Here is a 3,624-nt window from a genome sequence, read left to right as displayed (position 1 = left end):
GGACCGTCCGGCCACGCCGCAGATCATGCTCGCATCAGCCGTAGTCGCCCCCGCCCCCGCCGCCGGCGCCGAGGCGAAGACGGCGACGCCGCACAGGCGCCGGGTCGGACGCGAGACTACCTGCCGTTGCGGCGGCCAAGAGCCCCAGCCTGAGCAATAAGCCGAACTATTTCGCGGCGATTTGCTGATTCTTACGAATCAGCGGGATTTCTCCGTCACCGACCGCCGCGAACGCCGACCAGTAGAAGGGATGCGACGTGTTGACGTCGTCCATCAGCTGACGCTGCGACATACGCAACGCAGTCACCGTCGGTGTGCCAGGCGGGGCCGAAAAAAGCCCGGTCATCAGCCGCTGAGTCGCATCGTAATTGTCCGGGATCGGCCAGTGGCTGGCGATAACCAGGCGCCCCCCTGCGCCGACGAAGGCGCGAACGAGACCGTCGAGCGCCACATCGCCCCCCGTCGCGAGGCCGGCCTGCTGAGTAGCCGCGGCGCTCGCCTGCGAAGCGGTGTCGCAGGCGGAGAGGATAATGACGTCGGCGTCGAGGCGAAGATCGAACACTTCCTTGAAGGTTAGCAACCCGTCCGAGCCGCTTCCGCCGAAGCTCGTCAGCAGCGCCGGCTGGGCCGGGCATTTCGCCGCCCGCGAGGTAACCACGCCGTGAGTTGCGAAGTGGATGATCCGGTACTGATCGAGGTCGGAGCGGTTCTCGAGCGCCGTATCCGTGAACTCGTCGCCGGTGACGACCTGGACGCCTGACGGGTCGTAGGGCTGGAGGATCGTGCTCGCGACCTGCAGCTCCTTCGCCGAGATCGGATTTTCCCATGTCCCGATGGAGAGGGTACAATCCCGATCAGCCGCCGCCGGCACCAGTGCTGCCGCGCCGCCCAGAGGCACGCTGTTCTGACCGAGCCCGAGATACTCCTTGCTTCCGGCCGACGGCGGCGCCTTGCGCAGCTGCGCGAAGGAGCGCGGACTGACCGCGGTGCTGATATCGCGATCGCGGCCAAGCCAGGCGATTCCGCGGAAATCGATCAGCGCCTTGTCGCCGCTCGCGTCGATGCGCCGCTGATTGAGATCGACCGACGCCTGGTCCACTACCAGCAGGTTCGGCGGCAGGCGCAGCATGGCGCCGTCGGGCTCGAAAATCAGGTGCCTGGCAGCCGCGATTTCGACGTCGAACGGGCCGAACAGCTGCGCGTACATCGTGTGCGAAAGCCCGACGTCGAACTCGTAAGTGACCCTCTTGCCGTTCTCGACCGCAGAGATTGTCTCGCGCAACGAACTCACCTCATCGGCGAGTTGCGCCGCTGTTACGCCGAGCTTTGCCGCGCGGGCTCCCGCGGGAGTGACCAGCAGCGCGTAAACGTCGTCGCCGACGGTGGTCATCCGGTAATAGGCCTCACCCGGCCGGAGGATCTTCTGCAGGTCGGCGAGCGGGATCACTTCGTCGGAAACGGCTCGGTAACGCGGGAAGCTGGCGAGCGCCGACTGGGTCGCGAGCTGCTCCTTCTGCGACTGGTTGAGGGCGGCGCGGAACATGCGCGCGCGCGCCTGCTGCTCGGGCGTCGGATCGGCAATTTCGCTGACGCGTGCAAGCTCGATCCGCGCGCGCTCCGCCTGGCGGGTGAGAGTCACCGACTGGCGAAAAAGACGCGACGCTTCGTCGGTGCCGCCGCTGAGCTCTCGCGCGAGCACCGCCTGAGTCTGCGCGAGGCCGGGGCGGACCATGAGCTGCGTCGCCGCGAAAATTTCCGCGGTCGCGGCAGGGTCGCCGGTCTTGGCGAGCAGCAGGTCGACATAGGGCCGAAGCACGTTGGTGAAGGACGGCGGCAGGTTGCTGGTGTCGGGCTGCGAGTGGACGATCTCGCGGAACATCGCTTCGGCGGTCGCTGACTGGCCCGTCCGGGCGAGATAGCCGGCGAGCCGTGCCCTGGAACTGAGCAGCGCCGCCGAGCCCGGGTAATTGGCTTCCAGCAGCGCCACGCCCTCGCGGTAGAGGCGGTCGGCATCGGCCATGTTCATCTGGTCTTCGGCGATGGCGGCGAGATCGCCGAGGATCTGCGCGCGCATCCACATGACGGATGCGACCCTGCCCTCGCGGACCGCCTGTAGCTTCGAGTCGGCCGACCGCAGCGCCGCCGACGCCTGGGCGAGATCGCCCTTCACCCGGAGCGACGTGCCGCGCAGCTGGAGCGCCTGGCCGTCGAGTATCTCGGCCTTCTCAGCCGGGCCCAGTTCGTCGGGGCTGCCGGCGAGTTGCTCCCCGAGCCTGGTCTGCGAATTGAGCCGCTTGGAAACGACGGCGCTGATGACGGGGCCGGTGGCCACGCCGGTGCTTTCGTTCGGCGCCTTCGGAACCGGCTTGTCGAGCTCCTGAAGCGCCGCGTCGGCATTGCCGCGGTTGAGCTGGTGCATCGCGCGGTAGTTGCGCAGCTGCCGCGCGACGAGCGGATCGCCGGCGAGCTGCTCGGCGGCGCGCGCGAACAGCGAATCGGCTTCCGAGTAGCGGCCGAGGTTGGATTTCTGCAGCGCCTCGTTGGCGAGCGCTTCGGCGTGGCTCAGCGGCCCTTCGCCGAGGCTGGTGACCGCCGCGAAGAACTCGGCCGCCTCGGCATAGCTTCCGGCGTTGTTGCGGCGGTACGCCTCGGCGAGCGCGCGCGTCGGGTCGAGGGTTCCAGCCTGCACCCGCGCGAATGCTGCCGGGTCGCCTGCGCCAGTCGTCGCGATCGAGACCTCGCCCTTGACCGGCGCATCGCCGACGACGCTGCGCAGCCCGAGCTGCAGCGCGCTGTCGTATCCTGCCAAACCCTCGGCTGCGTAGAGCTGACCAGCCCTCGCCAGATGGTAGGCGCGATACCCGACGTCCGCGTCCTTGAGCTTGCAATCGACGACGGTGACCTGACCAAGGTTGGGCACGTCGGCCTGGCGCGGCGCGGTACAATCGGCGGTCGCGGTCCGGATTGTCTCGAGCCGCGCCGCGGCGTCGCTTCCTCCACGCAGCTTGTAGATTTTCCCGACAGGAAGCGCGGCATCGCGGCAGGTGATGGAATAGCCCGTGTCGAACATTCCGATCAGCGCCTTGTCGACCGACAGGTTTTGCGCGGAGCAATAGACCGTTCCCGAATTGCCGATTCGGAAGCTGTCGAGCACGCTCAACGGGGCCGCCGGCGCGGCGCCTCCGGCCCCGATCGAAGTCAGCGCCGCGAGCGCGGCAATGAGCTTAGTGCGCATCTCACTCTCCGATCATTGGGCGGGCCCGTTGTCGACGGTGCCGCCGGAGCCGTTGCCGATCCCGTCGCTGCCGCTGGTCACCGGATCGTCGACCGGCTTGCCGAACGATACCGGACCGGTGTTGATCGGGCCGAGCCAGAAGTTCGGCGGGGCGTCGGCGCCGGCGCTGTCCTCGTCGTCACTCTGCTCCTCGTTCCCGCTGTCGGTCGGGCCGAAAAGCTCTTCCATCAGCTGGTCGACGAACTCGTCCGCGTGATCCTGTGACGCGATCACGGCCGGACTCGACATCATTCCCACCGGCCCGAGGATCGATTCCGACCCGCCAACCGCAGGCGGCGGCGGAGGCGGCGGTGGTGGCGGCGGCGGTGGCGGTGGCGGGGGCGGCGGCG

Annotated in this window: 2 protein-coding genes; both read right to left on the bottom strand. The window is 68.3% G+C overall.

What is annotated here, in order from left to right:
• Positions 1-166: 166 nt before the first annotated feature.
• Positions 167-3,235, bottom strand: coding sequence for a CHAT domain-containing protein (locus tag GH737_RS13655; protein WP_155265334.1), 3,069 nt, complete (start codon positions 3,233-3,235; stop codon positions 167-169).
• A 12-nt stretch (positions 3,236-3,247) separates the two neighbouring features.
• Positions 3,248-3,624 (bottom strand): hypothetical protein (locus GH737_RS13650; protein WP_230558819.1); only part of this gene is annotated, 377 nt, incomplete at its 5' end.

Source organism: Sphingomonas segetis, from assembly GCF_009720245.1.
Lineage (GTDB): Bacteria > Pseudomonadota > Alphaproteobacteria > Sphingomonadales > Sphingomonadaceae > Sphingomicrobium > Sphingomicrobium segetis.
The sequence above is the reverse complement of the archived record's forward strand: the minus strand, read 5'-3'. Positions and strand labels throughout refer to the sequence as shown.